At 38.0% G+C, this 15485-nt stretch carries 19 protein-coding genes; 14 read left to right on the top strand and 5 right to left on the bottom strand.

Features of this window, described 5'->3' with window-relative positions; translation table 11 throughout:
* Window positions 1–69 precede the first annotated feature (69 nt).
* From KRODI_RS09920 to KRODI_RS09910, 3 genes are all read right to left on the bottom strand, one after another.
* The gene (locus KRODI_RS09920; RefSeq protein WP_013751472.1) at window positions 70–1458 is read right to left on the bottom strand and encodes an MBL fold metallo-hydrolase; all 1389 of its coding nucleotides are present in this window, start codon (window positions 1456–1458) and stop codon (window positions 70–72) included.
* 100 nt (window positions 1459–1558) lie between these two features.
* Complete coding sequence (locus tag KRODI_RS09915; protein ID WP_013751471.1) at window positions 1559–2182, bottom strand: thioredoxin family protein; 624 nt, start codon at window positions 2180–2182, stop codon at window positions 1559–1561.
* A gap of 2 nt (window positions 2183–2184) precedes the next feature.
* Window positions 2185–2688, bottom strand: a complete 504-nt coding sequence (locus KRODI_RS09910; protein ID WP_013751470.1) for a TlpA family protein disulfide reductase — start codon at window positions 2686–2688, stop codon at window positions 2185–2187.
* Window positions 2689–2853: 165 nt separating this feature from the next.
* Between KRODI_RS09910 and KRODI_RS09905 the strand changes: the two genes are divergently transcribed.
* The 12 genes from KRODI_RS09905 to KRODI_RS15615 all read left to right on the top strand — a co-directional run bounded on the left by KRODI_RS09905 (window position 2854) and on the right by KRODI_RS15615 (window position 11766).
* Complete coding sequence (locus tag KRODI_RS09905; RefSeq protein WP_013751469.1) at window positions 2854–3315, top strand: MarR family winged helix-turn-helix transcriptional regulator; 462 nt, start codon at window positions 2854–2856, stop codon at window positions 3313–3315.
* A 5-nt stretch (window positions 3316–3320) separates the two neighbouring features.
* Complete coding sequence (locus KRODI_RS09900) at window positions 3321–3893, top strand: YceI family protein (RefSeq protein WP_013751468.1); 573 nt, start codon at window positions 3321–3323, stop codon at window positions 3891–3893.
* A 248-nt stretch (window positions 3894–4141) separates the two neighbouring features.
* Window positions 4142–5539, top strand: a complete 1398-nt coding sequence (locus tag KRODI_RS09895; RefSeq protein WP_013751467.1) for an anthranilate synthase component I family protein — start codon at window positions 4142–4144, stop codon at window positions 5537–5539.
* A gap of 3 nt (window positions 5540–5542) precedes the next feature.
* Window positions 5543–6112: an anthranilate synthase component II gene (locus tag KRODI_RS09890; RefSeq protein WP_013751466.1), complete on the top strand. Its 570-nt coding sequence runs from the start codon at window positions 5543–5545 to the stop codon at window positions 6110–6112.
* Between the two features lie 10 nt (window positions 6113–6122).
* A complete protein-coding gene (locus KRODI_RS09885) occupies window positions 6123–6644 on the top strand; it encodes a hypothetical protein (RefSeq protein ID WP_013751465.1) in 522 nt (173 codons plus the stop codon).
* Complete coding sequence (trpD, locus tag KRODI_RS09880) at window positions 6641–7633, top strand: anthranilate phosphoribosyltransferase (protein ID WP_013751464.1); 993 nt, start codon at window positions 6641–6643, stop codon at window positions 7631–7633. The genes KRODI_RS09885 and trpD overlap by 4 nt, the downstream gene beginning before the upstream one ends.
* Before the next feature lies 1 nt (window position 7634).
* A complete protein-coding gene (gene trpC / locus KRODI_RS09875) occupies window positions 7635–8411 on the top strand; it encodes an indole-3-glycerol phosphate synthase TrpC (protein WP_013751463.1) in 777 nt (258 codons plus the stop codon).
* Window positions 8408–8806 carry a hypothetical protein gene (locus KRODI_RS09870; RefSeq protein WP_013751462.1) on the top strand — a complete coding sequence of 133 codons (399 nt, stop codon included), beginning with the start codon at window positions 8408–8410 and terminating at the stop codon, window positions 8804–8806. Before trpC ends, KRODI_RS09870 begins: the two co-directional genes overlap by 4 nt.
* Window positions 8807–8868: 62 nt before the next feature.
* Window positions 8869–9495: a phosphoribosylanthranilate isomerase gene (locus KRODI_RS09865; protein ID WP_041295678.1), complete on the top strand. Its 627-nt coding sequence runs from the start codon at window positions 8869–8871 to the stop codon at window positions 9493–9495.
* A 10-nt stretch (window positions 9496–9505) separates the two neighbouring features.
* Complete coding sequence (trpB, locus tag KRODI_RS09860) at window positions 9506–10708, top strand: tryptophan synthase subunit beta (protein WP_013751460.1); 1203 nt, start codon at window positions 9506–9508, stop codon at window positions 10706–10708.
* Between the two features lie 77 nt (window positions 10709–10785).
* Window positions 10786–11547: a tryptophan synthase subunit alpha gene (trpA, locus tag KRODI_RS09855; protein ID WP_013751459.1), complete on the top strand. Its 762-nt coding sequence runs from the start codon at window positions 10786–10788 to the stop codon at window positions 11545–11547.
* Between the two features lie 78 nt (window positions 11548–11625).
* Window positions 11626–11766, top strand: coding sequence for a hypothetical protein (locus tag KRODI_RS15615; protein ID WP_158307006.1), 141 nt, complete (start codon window positions 11626–11628; stop codon window positions 11764–11766).
* Between the two features lie 77 nt (window positions 11767–11843).
* On the opposite strand, the gene coaD is transcribed toward KRODI_RS15615, so the two are convergent.
* The gene (coaD, locus tag KRODI_RS09850; protein ID WP_049783469.1) at window positions 11844–12335 is read right to left on the bottom strand and encodes a pantetheine-phosphate adenylyltransferase; all 492 of its coding nucleotides are present in this window, start codon (window positions 12333–12335) and stop codon (window positions 11844–11846) included.
* A 50-nt stretch (window positions 12336–12385) separates the two neighbouring features.
* Entirely contained in the window at window positions 12386–13384 is a 999-nt protein-coding gene (locus tag KRODI_RS09845; RefSeq protein ID WP_013751456.1) for a D-alanine--D-alanine ligase, read from the bottom strand.
* 129 nt (window positions 13385–13513) lie between these two features.
* Between KRODI_RS09845 and KRODI_RS09840 the strand changes: the two genes are divergently transcribed.
* Window positions 13514–14107, top strand: a complete 594-nt coding sequence (locus KRODI_RS09840; RefSeq protein ID WP_013751455.1) for a PASTA domain-containing protein — start codon at window positions 13514–13516, stop codon at window positions 14105–14107.
* Window positions 14108–14110: 3 nt separating this feature from the next.
* The gene (locus KRODI_RS09835; protein WP_013751454.1) at window positions 14111–15154 is read left to right on the top strand and encodes an RluA family pseudouridine synthase; all 1044 of its coding nucleotides are present in this window, start codon (window positions 14111–14113) and stop codon (window positions 15152–15154) included.
* Window positions 15155–15485 lie beyond the last annotated feature (331 nt).

Here is a 15485-nt window from a genome sequence, read left to right as displayed (position 1 = left end):
TTAATATTTGTGCAATAGTACATATCTCTATGAGCCATCGCAATTAGTATTTGTTTAAAATTAGATGAATTATGTCAATTTAATGCTAGAAGTATCTGCCTTTTTTATAGCACCATATCCACCTAGCACATTCACTACACTATTTATGCCATATGATTTTGCTATAGATGCATAAATAAGAGATCTATAACCACCTGCGCAATGTATGTGATACGTATTACCTGCTTCCAGCGTGTGCGCATTAACGTGCACTTCATCTAGACCCATATGTGGCAGTCCCTCTATATGACTTGTTGCATATTCTCCAGCTTTACGTACATCTAGCGGATTCTTAATATCGCCAGTAGCAATACCATCTACAAATTCTTGAGCTGTTACTTCTGCTGTAGCAACTACCGTCCTGCCAGATTGCTCCCAAGCCTCTACTCCTCCTTCTAAGAATCCTAAACTATTATCATAACCTACTCTCGCAAGTCTGGTTACTACTTCCTCTTCAGTACCTTCTTCGGCGATAAAGATTATTTTTTGGTGAATATCTGCGATGAGTGCTCCTATCCACGGTGCAAACTGTCCTTGTAATCCTACAAACCAAGCTTGAGGTAATGACGCTTTCGCGAAAGCGAAAACACTTCTTGTATCAAGTACGAGTACCTCCTTTTCATTTGCCAGTTTTTCAAACTGATCAGGAGTCAAAGCCGTTGTTCCTCTATTGATAATGGTATCAAAATCTGTATTTGCCTTCTTATTCATTGCCACATTATGTGGAAAATAAGCCGGCGGAAATGTCAAGCCATCTGTGAGCTCTTTAATAAAGTCCTCTTTATTGAGCTTAAATGCGTAATTATTTTGCTTTTGATTACCTAGCGTATCACTGGTCTCACTACTCATGTTTTTACCGCAAGCAGATCCCGCTCCGTGTGCAGGATAAATGATAATGTCGTCAGATAAAGGTGCAATCTTATGGTGTAATGAGTCATATAAATGACCTGCAAGATCATGAGTTGTAAGATCAGTTTTAGCAGCGAGATCTGGTCTTCCTACGTCACCTATAAAAAGCGTATCCCCTGTAAAAAGAGCTTCTTCTTTTCCTTGTTTATCTTTAAGAAGGTAACACGTAGACTCCATGGTATGACCTGGCGTATGGATGGTGGTAATAGATAAATCTCCCAAGATAAATATCTCTCCATCACTCGCGCTGTGATAGTCATATCCAGCCTTTGCATTAGGTCCTAAAATCACGGTAGCGCCAGTAGCTTTTGCAAGATCAACCTGGCCACTCACAAAATCTGCATGAAAATGAGTTAGAAAAATATACTTAATGGTCGTCTTATTTTCTGCTGCAAGATCAAGGTACGGTTGTACCTCGCGCAGAGGATCTATAATAGCTCCTTCTCCATTTGAACTTATAAAATAAGCTCCTTGAGCTAGACATTTAGTATATAATTGCTGTAATATCATTCTGGGATTTTGAGTGCAAATTTACGAAATACTCGCAGATGTTATTAGACAAAAAAATGAGCCCACAAAAGGCTCATTTTATAATTCTATTTTTCTCAAATTACGATTTAATAGCACAACCTATTGCTTTGGTTTCTTTAAGCGTAACTTCTTTGCCTGACAAAATCTCATCAAGGGCATTCTCTAAGTATTTTTCTGTAACAGCTTTTTCATCTCGGCTACTATTATCTATAGCGCCTATGTACTTAACTATATTTTTTTCTTGAACGCGTTGCAACACGTATACATGTGGAGTTTTGGTCGCTCCATATTTAGGAAAAATTTCTTGACCATCATCTAGCAAATAAGGAAATGTGAATCCCTTCTTCTTTGCACGTTGTTGCATCGCTTTAAAACTGTCTCCAGGCTTAATATGTGGATCATTAGGATTAATCGCGATTACCGGATAACCTAACTTTTTATATTTTGTATCAATAGCAATTAATCTATCTTCATTAGCTATTGAGAAAGGACAAGTGTTACATGTAAACACAACTACAAAACCCTTTGCATCCTCAAAGTCACTCAATGACATCATCTCATTATCTATATTACGTAGATAAAAATCTCCTGCTTCATCACCTATGTCGTATCCGCTTCTATCCTTTTTAATAACAGCATTTGCAGCAAATGCAGATACTACTACTACTAAGGCTAATAACGTTAAGATTTTAAATGTTTTCATTATTAATTAATTAAGGTATTCAATTCTTGCTCTATTTCTTCATATGTAAAAGAGCGCTCATAAAATTTCTTTCTTTTTGATCCTGTGATAAGTGTTGCTGGTATCGCACCACTCCACGAATCATCTACTTTTGGTATCCATCTATTGGCATCTCCATCATCTAGATATAAAACCTCAGATTGTAAATTTTTCTTCTCAACAAAGATTTTTAAAGCATCTAGTTGGTCCGGAAAGTCGAGGCTCACTAATAAAACGGTTACGTCTTTATTTTTATACTCTTCTCCTAACTTTTCAAAAGCCGGTAGTTCTTTGATACAAGGGGCGCACCAAGTTGCCCAAAAGTTTATAACTAGAGTTTCAGAAGGATGATTTTGTATATAATAATCTAGACCATCATAATTCAATGCTTTAATATTACTACCTTCTATTAATGTCTCTTTATAATCCTTTTGCCTTTCTTGGCAGGATGTTAAGATGATTAATAAGACCAATAGCATTAGCTTCATTTGTCAAAATTATTGTGATTGTGTCTTTTAGACATCTCAATTAACACACTTTATGAGAGGATTGTTAATAATCTTAGAATGCCTTAAATCTACACATGTTAAAAAAAATACAAAGGCTTTTGCTAGTTCACAAAAGTATATACATTTGTATATACAAATATTGTAATGACAATAGAAGAACATATTAAAACAAAAACCTTAGGTATAGCACAGAAGCTTACTATAAACCTATCATATACAGCACAATGGTCTAATGACATTCTTGCTAGTGCATTAAAGTCTCACGACTTGTCATTACAGCAATTTAATGTGTTGCGCATATTAAGAGGACAAAAGGGAAAGCCGGCAAACCTTTCTACACTTAACGAGCGTATGGTTACCAAGGCAAGTAACACGACAAGACTAGTGGACAAGCTTATCAAAAAAGAATTAGTAGCACGAGCTACTTGCCCTTCTAATCGCCGTAAAGTAGAAATCACTATTACAAATAGTGGCCTTTCACTCCTAAAAATACTTGACACGGCGATTAGTAATGCGGAGGAAAAAATTACGTCTCAGCTAGACAATAATGAGATAGAGCAGCTCAATAACTTGCTTAATAAATTACGAACAGAAACAAAAAACTAAAAAAAATGAAAAAGAAAATCACAACAGCTTTACTAGCAATTATCGTCACTACAGGTGCATTTGCAAACACAAACCCAATTCTTAAAAAGGTTATTGTAAAAGAAAGCAGTATCAACTGGACTGGAAAAAAAGTATTAGGCCAGCACAATGGAACTATTGATCTTGTTTCTGGTTCACTAGAAATGGAAGATGGTAAACTAATAGGCGGAAATTTTGTTGTAGACATGACTACTATCGCAGTTACGGATCTTAAAGCAGGAGAAGGAAAAGAAAAACTAGAGGGACACTTGAACTCTCCAGATTTCTTTGACACTGCAAATCATAATGAAGCAACTTTTACTATTACAGAGGTTACAGAAAGTGCTACTGGATATAATGTTGTGGGAGACCTAACTATTAAAGGTCATACAGAATCTGTATCAGTAAATATGGTTGTAAGTGAAAATACAGCCACCACTACTTTTAATGTAGACCGCACAAAATATGGAGTACGTTACGGATCGGCATCATTTTTTGACAACTTAAAAGACAACGCAATCTCAGATAATTTTGAACTTGCTGTAAACTTGACTTTTTAAATACAATCCCTAGATTAGCCCGAGAAAAGCTCAATATATAATTTTTATAGATTGAGCTTTTATATTAACAAAGTGGTTACTATCTTTGAACTTCAATGAAAAACAATACAGTACATACTTGGTGGTGGATTACACAACAATCGTTGTCGTAAGCGCCTACCTATGTTTTTACATATACAGCCTGTCTTACGACAGGCTTTTTTTATGCTCTCAAGTCGCCTTAAAGCCGACAATAATTTAAATGAATAATGACATATAAATTAAAAACTTCCTCAAAACGCCTTCTGGCAGACACCATTACTCCAGTTTCGGTATACTTAAGGTTGCGTGACCGTTTTCCTAATAGTTTGCTGCTCGAGAGTAGTGATTATCATGCAAATGATAATAGTTTCTCATACATCTGTTGCAATCCTATTGCTTCCATAGAAGTGGGTAACGGGATCATAACACAGCAATTTCCAGATGGTAAAAGCGAGGAAATAACAGTTACAGATGATACTAACGTTGTGGGTGTTTTAGACGCTTTCGCGAAAGCATTCTCATCTTCAAAGACCGCTCATAAATTCATTAATAATGGCTTGTTTGGCTATTTATCGTATGACTCTGTACAGTACTTTGAGGATCTAAAAATCTCCAAAAAAGAGGAAGATTTGAATATTCCAGATATCTACTATGCAGTGTATCAAAATATCATTGCCATCAATCATTTTAATAACGAAGCGCATATATTTTGTCACAATACTTCTGGAGAAAGTAATATTGAGGAGATAGAGCAAATGCTCAAGTCAAAAAACTTTGCCGAATATAAGTTTGCTCGTAATAATGAGCTTACCAGCAATATTACAGACGAAGATTACAAAGCACTCGTAGACACCTGCAAAAAGCACTGCCAGCGCGGTGATGTATTCCAGATTGTACCTAGCAAGCGATTCTCTCAGCAGTTTACTGGTGATGAGTTTAATGTATACAGAGCACTACGTAGTGTAAATCCATCTCCTTACTTATTCTATTTTGATTACGGAGATTATAAGATTTTTGGGTCTTCACCAGAGGCACAAATCATTGTGCAAGATAGAAAGGCAGAGATTCACCCAATTGCCGGAACCTTCAAAAGAACAGGCAATGATGAGCAAGATGCAATCCTTGCCAAAGAACTTGCAAAAGACGAAAAAGAAAACTCAGAGCACGTTATGCTTGTAGATCTTGCTCGCAACGACCTATCAAGAAATGGACATGACGTTACGGTAGAGACCTATCGTGAGGTGCAGTTTTTCTCTCACGTGATTCACCTTGTGAGTAAAGTAACTGGGCAAATGCATGAGGACAGTAATACACTACAAGTAGTGGCGGATACTTTCCCTGCAGGAACCTTAAGCGGAGCACCAAAGCACATGGCTATGCAGCTTCTCGAAAAATATGAAAACCGCAACAGAACCTTCTACGGTGGAGCGATAGGTTTTATGGATTTTTACGGTAATTTTAATCACGCAATTATCATTCGTTCATTTTTAAGTAAAAATCACACGCTACACTGGCAAGCAGGCGCTGGAGTAGTATCAGGAAGTGACCCAGCCAAGGAATTACAAGAAGTTTATAACAAATTAGGAGCGCTTAATAAAGCACTTGATATCGCAGAAGACATATAGACCATGAAAAAGATATTAGTAATAGATAACTACGATTCCTTTGTGTACAATCTTGTGCACTACCTAGAAGAATTAGATTGCATCGTGACTGTAAAGCGTAATGACCAGTTTGCACTTGAAGAGTGTGACCACTACGATAAGATACTACTCTCACCTGGCCCTGGAATTCCTGATGAAGCTGGCTTACTTAAAGACGTTATCAAAACCTATGGAGGAAGAAAACCTATTCTAGGCGTTTGCCTCGGGCAGCAAGCTATAGGCGAAGTTTTTGGAGGAACTTTAATTAATCTTGATAAGGTATTTCACGGAGTAGCAACACAGGTTCAAATAACAAAGCCAGATACTGTACTGTTTAAGGACCTAGGTGAAGATATAGCTGTTGGACGCTACCATTCATGGGTAGTAGCTACAGAAGATTTTCCACCAGCACTGGAAATTACTGCGATTGATGATAATGGTCAGATCATGGCTTTACGTCATAGGGAACTTGATATACGTGGTGTACAGTTTCACCCAGAATCTGTACTAACACCAGATGGAAAAACGATGATTAAAAACTGGGTACTTAGTTAAACTTTTAGTTATGAAAATCACAGTACTACTTTTATTGAGTTGCTTCCTGTTAATGGGAGGTTGCGATAGCACGCAGAAATCTGCTCAACCTGCTAGTCAAAACGAACCAGAAGTAGTGATAGAAGCATCTCCAGAACCTTTGAAAGAGGTATTGCCAGAAGAGAAAACAGATGCTCATAAAAAACTGATTTTCAACACAAAATTAAGTGTAAGTCCAGAAAGACCTAATTGGGTACTTTTTTCAAATGGAACCTACGTTATATTCCCAAAAGGAACTAGTAAAGATGATATGCGCAAAAGCGCAATAGGTCTTTTACAACGCTACAATAATGAACCTTTTAAAGTAAGAAAATCACCTATCGTAAAAGGATGGGTAGCAAGCTCTCCAAAAGGCATTTATAATTATGTAGCGCTAGCACAAGCAAGCTCACGCCTAGCAACCAATAAAGAACTTGCAAGCATAGGAAAACAAAATGTAATGAAAGATAAGGCAGATCCTGTGATCATTCACATCAACATACCAAAACGATGAAACAAATACTCAATAGATTAATAAATCACGATCAGCTCACAAAAACAGAGAGTCGTGAGGTACTCGTAAACATTTCTGAAGGAAAATATAATCACAGTCAGATTGCTTCTTTTCTCACAGTCTATATGATGCGTAGCATTACTGTAGATGAGTTAGAAGGTTTTAGAGACGCATTGCTAGACCTCTGTCTTGCAGTGGATTTTTCTGAGTATAATGCTATAGATCTTTGTGGTACTGGAGGTGATGGAAAAGATACTTTTAATATCTCTACACTATCTAGTTTTATCACTGCTGGTGCTGGAGTAAACGTTACAAAACACGGTAATTATGGAGTAAGCTCTGTGAGTGGTAGTAGTAATGTGATGGAGCACCTCGGTATAAAATTTAGTAATGACAAGGACTTTTTAAAGCGTTCTATGGATGAAGTGGGCATGTGTGTATTACACGCACCTCTCTTCCACCCTGCTATGAAAAATGTAGCGCCCATACGTAGAGAACTAGGTGTAAAAACCTTTTTCAATATGCTAGGTCCTATGGTTAATCCTGCGTTCCCAAGCAATCAGCTAGTGGGTGTTTTTAATCTCGAACTTGCTAGAATGTACGGATATTTATATCAAAAAGGTGATAAGAATTTTACCATACTACATGCCCTAGATGGTTATGATGAGATCTCACTTACGGGAGCCACAAAAGCAATTACTAATCATACAGAGATGATGCTCGAACCAGCAGATTTTGGCGTAAGCTCACATCTACAGAAAGATATTTATGGTGGTGATACTGTGGAGTCTTCGGCAAAGATATTTATGGATGTAATTTCAGGTAAGGGAACAGACGCTCAGAATAATGTGGTGTGTGCAAATGCAGGAATGGCGATTGCCACCGTACAGGGGCTAACACCTCTTCAAGGATTTGAAAAAGCAAAAGAGAGTTTGTTTTCTGGTAAAGCCGCTCAAAAACTAAGCAAATTACAAGCCTTAAGCAACTAAGATGACGATACTAGATAAAATTACAGCAGATAAAATCAAGGAAGTAGCTTTAAGAAAAAGCCTTATTCCTGTGAGTCAATTAGAGCAATCAGTGCTTTTTGAACGAGATATTATTTCGCTCGCTACGGCGGTGCGCAATGGCTCTGGTATTATTGCAGAGCACAAAAGAAGATCACCAAGCAAGTCTGTTATAAATAACAGCTTAAATGTACAAGATGTAGCTCGTGGTTATGAGCAGGCAGGTGTAAGCGGGATGTCGGTGTTGACAGATATGAAATACTTTGGTGGTGCACTAGATGATTTAATTATTGCTAGAGCTTCGACTAGTTTTCCGCTATTACGCAAGGAATTTATAGTAGATGAATACCAGATTCTTGAAGCCAAAGCCTACGGTGCAGATGCGATATTACTGATTGCAGCTACGCTTTCGCGAAAGCAAATAGAGCAGTTTTCAACCTTTGCAAAAAGTCTTGGTCTCGATGTGCTTTGTGAATCTCACAATGAAGAAGAATTACAGAAGTCGATTATGCCATCTGTAGATATGCTAGGCATAAATAACCGAAATCTTAAGACTTTTGAAGTAAGTCTAGAAACGAGTAAGGAGCTCATCAAGCAGATTCCAGACGATTTTACAAAAATCTCAGAAAGCGGTATTAGCTCGATTGAAGCGATTAAAGAATTAAAACCACACGGTTTTCACGGGTTTTTAATTGGTGAAAACTTTATGAAAACAGATAACCCAGGAGAGAGTGCAGCAACTTTTATTAATCAGTTATGAAGTTAAGATATAAAAAGAAAAAGCTTATTATTTATGCAGTGATTGCCATTGTATGGAGTTTACTTGGCATTATATCCTTTATTGAAAATGAAAACAATTTCATGAAGTACTCGTACCTCGTGCTTGGTGTCGTGCATATTATAATATTTATATTATATCAACATCAAGGATATGCAAAGATTACCAATGGTATTTTAATCGTTGGAGAATTGAAGAAAAAAAGAATCTCCATTGATCAACTTATAGAGATTAAACACGTGGCTGGAGATTTTGTACTTGTTTCGGAAACAAATAAAGTAAGTCTTAGTAAGGATCAAGTGCGCGAGGAAGACTGGAAAGAGTTTATAGCAATCCCAAAGATTAAAGCCTTAGATCCACATCAATATAATTCTTAGAAGATTAAATAATTACAATTAACCTCAATCGCAATCCTATCATGAAAATCAAAATATGCGGCATGAAATATAATACACAAGAGGTCGCTGCATTGCAGCCAGACTATCTTGGGTTTATATTTTATGAGAAAAGCAAACGAGATTTTGGCGACCTAGCGATTCCAGAATTACCGGAGGGAATTGACCGCGTAGGGGTTTTTGCAGATGCAGATATTGCTTTCGCGAAAGCGAAAATAATACAGCACAACCTCAACGTAATCCAGTTGCACGGGAGTGAGTCGCCTGAGTACATAAAAGAACTTCAAGGTTATCTGGTCGAGCGCAGTCGAGACCTCAACATTTGGAAAGTTTTTGGAATAAAAGACAACTTTGATTTTGAAAAACTTAAGCCTTATGAAGGAATTGTGGATGGCTTCCTTTTTGACACCAAGGGAAAAGAAAAAGGAGGAAATGGATACACCTTTGACTGGTGTGTACTAAAAGATTACACGTCTCAAACACCTATTATTTTAAGCGGTGGCATAGGACTAGAAGAAGTAGAAAAAGTAACAGAAATACTGGCGACAGATTTGCCTATTATCGCACTTGATGTAAATAGCAAGTTTGAAGATAAGCCAGGAATGAAGAATATAGAAAAATTGAAAAAGTTTAAAGCAGCGATCGCAGCGTTTACGCCGTCTCGCTCATAATACAATTGCTATGAATACACTTGAAAAAGAAAAAAGTTACCAAGCAGACGAGAGAGGCTATTATGGAGATTTTGGAGGTGCTTTCATCCCAGAAATGCTCTATCCTAATGTAGAAGAATTGCGCTCACAGTATGTACAAATCATGCAAGAGCCAGCCTTTCAAGAAGAGTTCAAACAACTTCTAAAGGATTACGTAGGTCGCCCTACGCCGCTTTATTATGCCAAAAGATTTAGTGAGAAGTATGGCACAAAAGTTTACTTAAAAAGAGAAGATCTTTGTCATACAGGAGCACATAAAGTAAACAATACGATAGGTCAGATTTTAATGGCGCAGCGTCTAGGTAAAACCAGAATCATTGCAGAGACTGGTGCTGGACAACACGGTGTTGCAACAGCTACGGTTTGCGCACTTATGGGTCTAGAATGTATCGTATATATGGGAGCGATAGATATAGAACGCCAGGCGCCTAACGTAGCACGCATGAAAATGCTAGGAGCAACTGTACGCCCAGCAATGTCTGGAAGTAGAACACTTAAAGATGCAACTAACGAAGCGATACGTGACTGGATTAACAATCCAGTAGATACTCACTACATCATAGGCTCTGTGGTAGGGCCACACCCTTATCCAGATATGGTAGCTCGTTTCCAATCGGTGATTTCTGAGGAGACTAAGAAACAATTATTAGAAAAAGAAGGAAAAGAAAATCCTGACTATGTAGTTGCCTGTGTAGGTGGCGGTAGTAATGCTGCTGGATTATATTATCACTATCTAGATCAACCAGATGTAGGCATTATTGCTGTAGAAGCTGCTGGAAAAGGTGTAGATACGGGTGAGAGTGCTGCAACATCTGCACTGGGACGTGAGGGAATTATACACGGAAGTAAGACCTTATTAATGCAAACAGACGACGGGCAGATTACAGAGCCTTACTCTATCTCTGCTGGTCTAGACTACCCTGGTGTAGGACCTATGCACGCAAACCTCTTTCGCTCTGGGCGTGGGGTGTTTATCTCTGTTACAGATGAAGATGCGATGACGGCTGGACTAGAATTAAGTAAGCTAGAAGGAATTATCCCTGCTATTGAGACAAGTCACGCACTTGCTATTTTTGAAACCAGAAAATTCAAAAAAGACGACATCGTAGTGATCAACCTTTCGGGACGTGGTGATAAGGATTTGAATACCTATATCGATTATTTCAAATTATAGAAGCACGCTTTCGCGAAAGCAAAAAAACATCAATAATAAATTTCCGCCTATGCGGGAATGACAAAATATTTATTCAGATGAATAGAATAAAACAAAAATTACAAGAAGATAAAAAGCTACTAAGCTTATACTTCACTGCTGGATATCCAGCGATAGATGATACTGTTTCTATCTTAACGCAGCTTCAAGAAAGCGGTGTAGATATGGTGGAGATAGGATTACCTTTTTCAGATCCGCTAGCAGATGGGCCTACTATTCAAGAGTCAAGTACTGCTGCGCTTCATAACGGAATGACTACCGAAAAACTGTTTAGCCAGCTGGACGGTATTCGTGAGACCATTCACATTCCGCTTATTGTGATGGGTTACTTTAACCCGATGTTACAATATGGAGTTGAGAAATTCTGTAAGCGTTGTCAAGAAATAGGTATCGATGGAATCATTATGCCAGACTTACCACTAGCCGAATACGAAGCGGAGTATAAAGCAATCTTTGAAAAATACGGACTTATCAATGTATTTCTCATTACTCCTCAAACGAGTGATGCGCGCATCCAGCAACTAGATGCGGCAAGTGATGGCTTTATCTATATGGTGAGTAGCGCGAGTACTACGGGTGGTACTAGCGGCTTTAGTAATACGACTTCAGATTACTTTGAGCGCATCGCTGCAATGAATCTAAAGAGCCAGCAAATTGTAGGATTTGGTATTAGTAATGAAGAGACTTTTAAAGCAGCAACTACACACCAAAAAGGAGCCATTATAGGAAGCGCTTTTATAAAGCATATTACTAAGAATGGAGCAAACAGTGTGGCTAGCTTTGTAGAAACTATTAGGTAATCAACACTTTAACCTAAGACTAACAAGCCTTTAAGACGAATTAACAACCGTGATTTTTATCTTTATATCAAATTAAAAATGAAAAAGATTATGGAACGTAAATTTGAAAGAAAAGTAGAGCAAACTAACCCGACCAATCCAACGGGAAATGTAAACCAGACTACAAATGACTTTGATATCGATAAAAAGACTATCAAAGAACAACAGAATAAAAAGTAAGTTGAGATTACCCTATATATAAATGGTAAAGCCGCCCAATGGGCGGCTTTTTTATGATTTTATCTGAGTAAATTATACTACGCTTTCTCTTGAATTTCTTTCCAAATCCCATTTGCACAAGGTTCTACCACATCTGGCACTAGACCAGAACAGTCACCACCATTACGTATTACATCGCGCACAATAGATGAGGAGATATAACTCTTACCAGAGCTGGTAAGTAAGAATACGGTCTCGATACCAGATAATTTTCTATTAGTATGAGCTATCGCTTTTTCAAACTCAAAATCTCCAGGGTTACGCAGTCCTCTTAGTATGAATTCGCTTTCTTGCTCCTTACAGAAGTCTATAGTAAGACCTTTATAAGTCATTACTTTAATACGCGGCTCATCTTTAAAAGTATCTTCTAGAAATTGCTTGCGCTGCTCTAAAGAGAACATATATTTTTTATCTGAGTTGACACCTATAGCAAGTATTACCTCATCAAAAAGGGTAAGACCTCTTTCTATAATATCATAATGCCCAAGAGTAATAGGGTCAAAACTTCCAGGAAATACTGCTTTTCTTATCATAATCTATAGCTTAATATGGTATTCTTTTTAATTACTAGTAACGCTGTTTATACCTGCGCTCGCTTTATACAATGTTCAATGGCTTCACCAAAAACTTCTGCAAGTGATAATCCTGCTGCTTTAAATTCTCTTGGGATAATACTTTCCTTTGACAATCCAGGATTGGTATTTACCTCAACAAAATGCGGCTTACCCTCGTGAAAAATAAAATCTACACGACAAATTCCTTTGAGACTCAAGAGGTCATAAATCCCTTTTGTAAGTCCTTGCACTTCATTTGTCTCTTTTTCGGAGAGTCGTGCGGGCACAATCTCTTGGGATTTTCCAGAGTATTTTGCCTCTAGACTAAAAAAGTCTCCGTCTGGTACAATCTCACAAGCAGGCAATACTTGTGTCTCTCCACCAAAATTATACACGCCTACAGACACCTCTGTACCGCTTAAAAAAGATTCTATCAGCACTTGGCTATCCTCAGAGAACGCATGCTCAAGAGCTTGCTCGAGATCTCCTTCTTTATATACTTTACTCACGCCGTAACTAGATCCTGCACGGTTAGGCTTCACAAAACATGGATACCCCACTTTTAAGGCAAGCGAATTTTTAAAGGGCATGTCTATCACATCGCCTTTATTTACGTACACAGATTGCGCCATTGGCACGCCGTATGAACTTAACACGCTTAGTGTGTCGCGCTTATTAAACGTCATTGCGCTTTCATAAAAGTCACAACTCGTCTGTGGGATTCCTAGTAATTCTAGGTAGGCTTGTAGTTTTCCGTCCTCGCCTGGCGTTCCGTGTATGGTATTGTAACAAGCTTGGAAGGTTACCTTTTTCGCGAAAGCGTCAATAAAGCTAAAATCGCCTTTATCTATTGCAAATCGCTCGCCATCTATCACACAAAACCATCCCTCCTTAAGGATATGCACGGCATACACTTGGTATTTTTCTTTATCTAAAGAAGCAACTACGGTGGCACCACTGTTAAGCGATATTTGGTACTCGCTACTGTAGCCACCCATTAAAACGGCGATATTTTTTTTCTGCACTTTCGTGAAAATTTGAAAAGACAAAACTAAATCTGTCTCGTTAACGTTAATGTAAAAATAGGTATAATCATACCTACACCAAATAGGCTATCTATTTTATATATTTGCACCCTTAACCACAACCCGTCTATGAGTCTTTTAAAATTTCTAGTAAGCAAAGCATTTGTAAAACAAATTGTACTTGCTATCATCATCATCATCGCATTAGTATTTGTTACTAGATGGTGGTTAGGGAGCACCACAAATCACGATGAGCGCATTGCAGTGCCTAATGTAAAAGGGATGACGCTTGATCTAGTCTCTCAAGAACTAGAAAATGCAGACCTGCGTTACTTTATTATTGACAGTGCAAATTTTAATCCTAATTATCCTAAGTATTCTGTGATTGACCAAGAGCCTAATGCTGGTAAATTTGTAAAAGAAAACAGACAGATATACTTAGTACTCAACCCATCTGGTTATCAAAAAATGACCATCCCTCCTATTGTAGGTAAAACACGCCGCCAGGCAGAACCTTCATTAAAGGCACTAGGATTTGAGATAGGAAAAGTAACCTATGTAGACTGGATAGGAAAAGACGAAGTAAGAGATATAAGACACAAAGGAAAGAGAGTGAAAGCTGGAGATAGACTAGAAAAAACTTCTGTTATCGACCTAGTATTAGGTAATGGTAAAGGTGACTACCGCGACGCTATTTCTGATGACTCATCAGACGAAAACTAAACAATGAACGAAGAACAATTTATAGGTCCAGAACCTCAAGACGACGAACTTTACGAGCACTACAGTTTTACTGCTAGTAAAGGTCAAGAACCATTACGCGTAGATAAATTCTTAATGAATTTTGTAGAAAATGCTACCCGTAATAAAATCCAGAAGGCTGCCAAAAACGGTAGCATTCAAGTAAATAATATTGTTGTAAAACAAAATTATAAAGTAAAAGCGGGAGATGTTGTGCGTGCCATGTTTGAGCACCCACCACACGAGTTTTTACTCACTCCAGAAGATATTGATATCGATGTGGTGTATGAAGACGACCAACTTATGGTAGTCAATAAACCTGCAGGAATGGTGGTGCACCCAGGTCACGGTAATTACTCTGGAACGCTTATTAACGCACTTATTCACCACGTAGATAACCTGCCTAACAATTCTAGTGATAGACCAGGGCTTGTACACCGTATAGATAAAGACACTAGTGGTTTACTGGTAGTTGCCAAAACAGAGCAAGCAATGACACACCTCTCTAAGCAGTTTTTTAATAAAACGACAGAGAGAGAATATGTTGCTATCGTATGGGGTAACGTAGTAGATGACGAAGGAACGATAGAAGGAAACATAGGCCGTCACCCAAAGAACAGATTGCAAAACACCGTTTTTTACGGCGAGGATGAAGACCAAGGAAAACCAGCTGTTACTCATTACAAAGTAATAGAGCGCCTAGGCTATGTAACACTTGTGAGTTGTAAGCTTGAGACGGGACGTACACACCAGATACGTGTGCACATGAAGCACATAGGACACACCTTATTTAACGATGAGCGTTATGGTGGTAATGCTATCTTAAAAGGAACGACGTTTACTAAGTATAAACAGTTTGTAGATAACTGCTTTAAGATTTTACCACGCCAGGCACTGCATGCAAAAACATTAGGTTTTGTACACCCTACTACCGGAGAATACAAACGTTTTGAAACCCCAGTACCAGAAGATATGACGGGCTGTATAGATAAGTGGCGATCTTATGCTACGCACAGTAAGGAGCAATAGTTGAACTACGCTTTCGCGAAAGCTGATACTACAAACTCATAATTACATCAAAAGCGAGTCATTGTTTAAAAACAGTGACTCGCTTTTTTTTTGGATTATTTTAAAAATGTAAGTTTTTAAATAAATAGTAAAATCCTATCCAACCCCAACCCAACCTTCCCTTCAAAGGGAAGGAGCTAGAAATCTCCCTTTGAAGGGAGATTTAGAGGGATGTTGAACATTTGATATTATTAAACTTTACATCTTTAATAATCACACACCACATTAAACTACCAATCCCACCATAACCAAAAACAATAGCCAAGCACTTAATTATAAGACATTATTGCTA

The sequence above is a fragment of the Dokdonia sp. 4H-3-7-5 genome, from assembly GCF_000212355.1.
In the GTDB taxonomy this organism is placed as follows: Bacteria; Bacteroidota; Bacteroidia; order Flavobacteriales; family Flavobacteriaceae; genus Dokdonia.
This window is presented reverse-complemented; position numbering and strand designations above follow the sequence as displayed.

Coding starts and splice junctions, on each gene's coding strand:
- KRODI_RS09920 (WP_013751472.1), bottom strand. CDS start 1,458: ATGATATTACAGCAATTATATACTAAATGTCTAGCTCAAGGAGCTTAT.
- KRODI_RS09915 (WP_013751471.1), bottom strand. CDS start 2,182: ATGAAAACATTTAAAATCTTAACGTTATTAGCCTTAGTAGTAGTAGTA.
- KRODI_RS09910 (WP_013751470.1), bottom strand. CDS start 2,688: ATGAAGCTAATGCTATTGGTCTTATTAATCATCTTAACATCCTGCCAA.
- KRODI_RS09905 (WP_013751469.1), top strand. CDS start 2,854: ATGACAATAGAAGAACATATTAAAACAAAAACCTTAGGTATAGCACAG.
- KRODI_RS09900 (WP_013751468.1), top strand. CDS start 3,321: ATGAAAAAGAAAATCACAACAGCTTTACTAGCAATTATCGTCACTACA.
- KRODI_RS09895 (WP_013751467.1), top strand. CDS start 4,142: ATGACATATAAATTAAAAACTTCCTCAAAACGCCTTCTGGCAGACACC.
- KRODI_RS09890 (WP_013751466.1), top strand. CDS start 5,543: ATGAAAAAGATATTAGTAATAGATAACTACGATTCCTTTGTGTACAAT.
- KRODI_RS09885 (WP_013751465.1), top strand. CDS start 6,123: ATGAAAATCACAGTACTACTTTTATTGAGTTGCTTCCTGTTAATGGGA.
- trpD (WP_013751464.1), top strand. CDS start 6,641: ATGAAACAAATACTCAATAGATTAATAAATCACGATCAGCTCACAAAA.
- trpC (WP_013751463.1), top strand. CDS start 7,635: ATGACGATACTAGATAAAATTACAGCAGATAAAATCAAGGAAGTAGCT.
- KRODI_RS09870 (WP_013751462.1), top strand. CDS start 8,408: ATGAAGTTAAGATATAAAAAGAAAAAGCTTATTATTTATGCAGTGATT.
- KRODI_RS09865 (WP_041295678.1), top strand. CDS start 8,869: ATGAAATATAATACACAAGAGGTCGCTGCATTGCAGCCAGACTATCTT.
- trpB (WP_013751460.1), top strand. CDS start 9,506: ATGAATACACTTGAAAAAGAAAAAAGTTACCAAGCAGACGAGAGAGGC.
- trpA (WP_013751459.1), top strand. CDS start 10,786: ATGAATAGAATAAAACAAAAATTACAAGAAGATAAAAAGCTACTAAGC.
- KRODI_RS15615 (WP_158307006.1), top strand. CDS start 11,626: ATGAAAAAGATTATGGAACGTAAATTTGAAAGAAAAGTAGAGCAAACT.
- KRODI_RS09840 (WP_013751455.1), top strand. CDS start 13,514: ATGAGTCTTTTAAAATTTCTAGTAAGCAAAGCATTTGTAAAACAAATT.
- KRODI_RS09835 (WP_013751454.1), top strand. CDS start 14,111: ATGAACGAAGAACAATTTATAGGTCCAGAACCTCAAGACGACGAACTT.